Annotated in this window: 2 protein-coding genes; both read right to left on the reverse strand. The window is 69.9% G+C overall.

Annotated features, from left to right (window positions below; genetic code table 11):
- On the reverse strand, positions 1-1488 hold a 1488-nt coding region (locus VLF18_RS02510), incomplete at its 3' end, for a condensation domain-containing protein (protein ID WP_325278042.1).
- A partial coding sequence (locus VLF18_RS02515) for an amino acid adenylation domain-containing protein (RefSeq protein ID WP_325278043.1) occupies positions 1485-5522 on the reverse strand: 4038 nt, incomplete at its 5' end. The genes VLF18_RS02510 and VLF18_RS02515, both read right to left, overlap by 4 nt.

Raw genomic sequence — 5522 nt, forward strand, 5'->3', positions numbered from 1 at the left:
CCGCGCGAGCCACTGCCGCAGCAGCAGCTCATACGCCTGCGCGAGCCGCTCGATGCTCGCCGCATCGAACAGTTCTTCCTTGTAGGTCCAGCTCAGCTGCAGGCCGTTCTCGCCTTCGCTCGCGGTCAGGTCGAGATCGAAATGCACCCGCTCGCCGCCCTTGCCGACGGGTTCGAGCACGAGTCCGGGCAGTTCGAGCGCACCGCCGTCGTGGTTCTGCAGCACGAATTTGATCTGGCACAGCGGGTTGTACGCGAGGCTGCGTTCCGGGCGCAGCGTCTCGACGAGCAGGTCGAACGGCGCATGCTGGTGCGTGAACGCATCGAGCGCGACGCAGCGGCCCTGCGCGAGCAGTGCCTGCGCACTGTCGCCGCTGTCGACGACGTAGCGGCAGACCAGCGTGTTGTTGAAGAAGCCGATCAGCCCGGCGGTTTCCGGCTGGTCGCGGCCCGCCGTCGGCGTGCCGATGACGATGTCGCGCTGGCCGCTCCAGCGCGACAGCAGTGCGGCGAACGCCGACTGCAGCGCCATGAACAACGTCGCACCGCCGGCCTTCGCGAACGTGCGCAGGCCGTCGAGCGTCGCGCGGTCGAGCCACCGGGCATGACGCTGCGCGCTGAAGTTCTGCCGAGCGGGACGCGGCCGGTCGAGCGGCAGGTCGTGCAATGCCGGCAGCCCGGCGAGACGCTGCTGCCAGTAGTTCAGCGCTTCGTCGAGCAGGCCGCCGCCGTGCGCGGTGCGCTGCCAGTGCGCGTAGTCGCCGTACTGGATCGGCAGCGGCGGCAGCGGGTCGGCGCCGCCCTGCGCGAACGCGCCGTACAGCGCGACGAATTCCTTGACGAGCAGGCCCATCGACCAGCCGTCGGCCGCGATGTGATGCACGGTGAACAGCACGGCATGTTCGTCGTCGCCGAGGCGGATCAGCGTGCAGCGCAGCAGCGCGTCATTGGCCAGATCGAACGGACGCTGGGCTTCCGCATCGGCGAGGCGCAGCAGTTCGGCGTCGCGCACCGCGGGCTGCAGCGCCGACAGATCGGTCTCATACGGCACGAACGCGGCCACGTCGCGCACGATCTGCACGGGCGCGCCGTCCTTGAGCGCAAAGCGCGTGCGCAGCACCGCGTGGCGCGCGACGATCGCGTTCAGCGCGGCGACCAGCGCTTCGCGGTCGAGCGCGCCGCGCAGCCGGAACGCGGTCGGGATGTTGTATTCCACGCTGCCGTGTTCGAGCTGGTCGATGAACCAGAGCCGCTGCTGCGAGAACGACAGCGGATAGTCGTCGGCGCCGGCGACCGGCTGCAGCCGCGGCGCGGCGTTCGCGGTTTCGCCGCCGAGAAACGCGAGGATCTCGGCCTTGTGCGCGCTCAGCCGCTCGCGCAGCGCCGCGGTCAGGTTGCCGCCCGCGCCGTCGACCAGCAGCCGTCCCTGCCGCGCGGCGAGACGGATTCCGCTCTGCCGGCATTCCTGCAATACGTCGAGAAAACTCATAGCTCGATCAACTCCTGATCATTGCTGTCGGCGAGGTCCAGCGCGAGGCCCTGTCGCAGGGCTTCGCGCTGCACGGCCTCGTCGACGAAGGCCGACAGCGCACGCACGGTGGTGCGCTCGAATACGTCGCGAATCGCGAGGGTGACGCCGAAATGCAGCCGCACTTCGCCGAGCATGCGCACGGCGAGCAGCGAGTGGCCGCCGAGTTCGAAGAAGCTCGTCAGCACGTCGACCTCGCCGAGTCGCAGCAGGCGCTGCCAGATCGCGGCGATCGCCGCCTCGGTCGCGGTTCCGGCGAGCGTCGCCGCAGCCCGCCGGATCTGCGGATCGGGCAGCGCCTTGCGGTCGATCTTGCCGTTCGCACTGAGCGGCAGGCGTTCCAGCAGCACGAACACCGCGGGCACCATGTAGTCCGGCAGTTCGCGCGCGAGGTTCTCGCGCAGCCGCTGGATCACGGCGGCTTCGGCCGGATCCTGCTGCGGCTGCAGCGTGGCCGCATAGGCGACGAGACGACGGTCCTCGCCGCTGCCGTGCGCGACGACGACCGCGTCGGTGACGCCGGGCTGGCGGCACAGCAGCGTCTCGATCTCGCCGAGCTCGATGCGCAGGCCGCGGATCTTGACCTGATGATCGATGCGGCCGATGTAGTCGAGCGTGCCGTCGGGCATCCAGCGCGCGAGATCGCCGGTGCGGTACAGCCGCGCCGCGGCGCCGCCGTCGATGTGATCGCGCACGAAGCGCTCGGCGGTCAGTTCCGGCTTGTTGCAGTAGCCGCGCGCGAGACCCACGCCGCCGATGTGCAGCTCGCCCGGCACGCCGACCGGCTGCTGCCGGCCCTGCGCGTCGAGCACGTGCAGCGCGATGTTCTGGATCGGCCGGCCGATCGGCACGGTGTGACCGGCGTGTTCCGGCCGGCATTCCCAGTAGCTCACGTCGATCGCGGCTTCGGTCGGTCCGTACAAGTTGTGCAGGCGCGCCGGCGTACCGGTCGCGAAGAACCGCGCGACGAGTTCGGCACCGAGCGCCTCGCCGCTGCAGATGACCTGGCGCACGCTCGTGCAGCTCGCCCAGTCGGCCGCGCTCAGCAGCGCGCTCAGCATCGACGGCACGAAATGCAGCGTCGTGATGCCGTGCTCGCGGATCGCGGCGCACAGCGCGTCCGGATCCTTGTGCGCCTGCGGCGCGAGCATCACGAGCCGCGCGCCCGTGGTCAGCGTCCAGAGGAATTCCCAGACCGACACGTCGAAGCTGTACGGCGTCTTCTGCAGCACGCGGTCGTCCGCGTCCAGCGCATAGGCCTTCTGCATCCAGTCCAGGCGATTGACGAGCGCGCGGTGCTCGTTGAGCACGCCCTTGGGTTCGCCGGTCGAACCCGAGGTGTAGATCGCATAGGCGATGTTGTGCGGCGCGAGCGCGCGGTCCTGCGCGGTCGGATCGTGCGCGGGCTGCTGCGCGAGCATGGCCCGAACATCGGACGTGTCGAGACAGAGCGTGCGTGCGCGATCGCCGGGCACGACCTCGGCGAGCGCCTGCTGCGTCAGCACCCAGGCCGCGCCCGAGTCGCGCAGCATGTAGTCCAGGCGCGCGGACGGATAGTCCGGATCGAGCGGCAGGTAGGCCGCGCCGGCCTTCAGGATTCCGAGGATCGCCACGACCAGGTCGGCGCCGCGCTGCATGCAGAGGCCGACGCAGTCGTCGGCGCGCACGCCGCGCGCGATCAGCGCATGCGCGAGCCGGTTGGCCTCCCGGTTGAGTTCGGCGTAGCTCAGCGTGCGGTCGCCCGCGACCACGGCGATCGCGTCGGGCGTCGCGGCGACCTGCGCCTCGATCTGCTCGTGGATGCAGACGTCGTCGGGGAATGTCGACCCGGTGCGGTTCCATTCCGCGAACTGCGCGCGCTCCGCCGGATCGAGCAGGTCGATGTCGCGGCCGGTCTGCAGCGCGGCCGGCAGCTGGTCGAGCACGCGGCCGAAGTGGCCGACGAGGCGCTGCATCGCGGCCTCGCCGAAGTGCTCGGCGCGATAGCCGAACTTCACCTCGAGCGTGCGGCCGAGGCTCGCGATCAGGCTCAGCCGGAAACTCGTCTGTTCGCTGTTGCCGGCCTTCTCGATCTCCAGCGTCGCCGTCGTATCGTCGGCCGTTTCGCCGCTGACCGCGTCGAGCGGATAGTTCTCGAACACGATCAGGCTGTCGAACAGCGCGGTGCCGGCGCGCACGCGCGACTCGCGCTGGATCTCCGGCAGCGCAAGATAGCCGTGCTCCACGCTCTGCTGGAACTCCGCGTGCAGCCGTCCGACGGACTCTGCAATGGCGACATTGCCGTCAAAGCTCACTTTGACCGGAATGGTATTGATGAACAAACCGATCATTTCCTCGATGCCTGGCACCTCGGCGGAACGACCGGAGACGGTCGCTCCGAACACGACGTCGGCTTCTCCGCTGTAGCGGTGCAGCAGATAGGCCCAGCACCACTGCACGAGCGTGTTGACCGTCGTGCGCTGCTGCTGCGCGAGCGTCTGCAGCGCCTGGGTCTGCGCGACCGACAGTTCGAGGCGCTGTTCGCGATGACCGCGCTCGCCATCGCCGGGCAGCCGGTCGACGACGAGCGGCGTCGGCGTGTCGAAACCGCCGAGCAGCCCGCGCCAGTACGCGCGCGCGCCGGCGACGCCGCGCGCCTGCAGCCAGGCGATGTAGCGCTCGTAGCTCGGCGGCGTGTCGAGCGCGGCGCGGCGGCCGTCGACGGCGGCGCGATAGAACGCGATGACGTCGCGGTAGACCAGCGGCAGGCACCAGCCGTCGAGCAGGATGTGATGCAGCGTCCAGAGCAGCTGCCAGCGGTCGTCGCTCAGGCGCAGCAGCGCGATGCGCATGAGCGGCGCCTCGCCGAAATCGAAGCCGCGGCGCCGGTCGGCGACGCGGTACGCCGCAAAGCGCGCCTGCTGTTCGGCCGCGTCGAGGCCGCGCCAGTCTTCTTCGTGCCACGGCAGCGAGGCTTGCGCGCTGACGAGCTGATGCACGGCCTCGCCCTCGCCGACGAACGCGGTGCGGAAGATGTCGTGCCGCGCGATGACCTGCTGCCAGGCCGTGCGGAACGCCGCGGTGTCGAGATTGCCGCGCAGGATCGGGTGGTTCTGCACGACGTAGGCGGAGCGTTCTAGCAGGCTCTCGAACAGCAGGCCGGCCTGCATCGGCGTCGCCGGATACAGGCGCACGAGATCCGGATAGTCCGCGTGCCAGGCGTCGAGCCGGCTCTGGTCGACGTGCGCGAGCGGGAAATCCGACGGCGTGAAACCGCCGGCATCGCGCTGCTGGCAGTGTCGGATGACTTCGCGCAGGCCGTCCTCGATCAGCGTCGCGAGCGTCTGCATCGTCGCCGCGTCGTACTGGTCGCTGCTGTAGTTCAGGCCGCACTGCAACTGGCCGCCGAAGATCTTGCCGCTGAATGCGAGCGGCGCCGCGCGCTGCCGGCGCAGGCTGACCTGCGGACCGATGGTCTCCGACGCGCTCTGGAAGCGCGTCGTCTCGTTGATGACCTGGTCGAACTGGCCGAGGTAATTGAACACGAGCGATTCCTGCTGGCCATCGGCCGCGGCGATCAGATCGGCATCGCGCGCGAGATAGCGCAGCACGCCGTAGCCGAGGCCGCGCTGCGGGATCGCGCGGTACTGTTCCTTGATCGCCTTGATGACCGCGCCGGTCTCCAGTCCCGCGCTGCGCAGCACGAGCGGATACAGGCTCGTGAACCAGCCCAGCGTCTGGCTGAGATCGAGGTCGTCGCCCAGCGCTTCGCGACCGTGACCTTCGAGGCGCAGGCGCAGTCCGGCCGCGCCGGTCCAGCGGCGCATGCCGAGGTAGACGCCGGCCAGCAGCAGCTCGTTGATCTGCGTGCGGTAGGCCGCATGGCAGTGCTGCTGCAGCGCGCGCGTCTCTTCCGGCGTCAGCGTGATCGCGACGTTGCGCGTCGTCCCGATCGCGCCGTTGCCGTCGACGTCGCGATCGCGCGGCAGCGGCGGCAGCGTTTCGGCGTACTGCGC

The sequence above is a fragment of the Tahibacter sp. genome, assembly GCF_035481375.1.
Taxonomy (GTDB): Bacteria; Pseudomonadota; Gammaproteobacteria; order Xanthomonadales; family Rhodanobacteraceae; genus Tahibacter.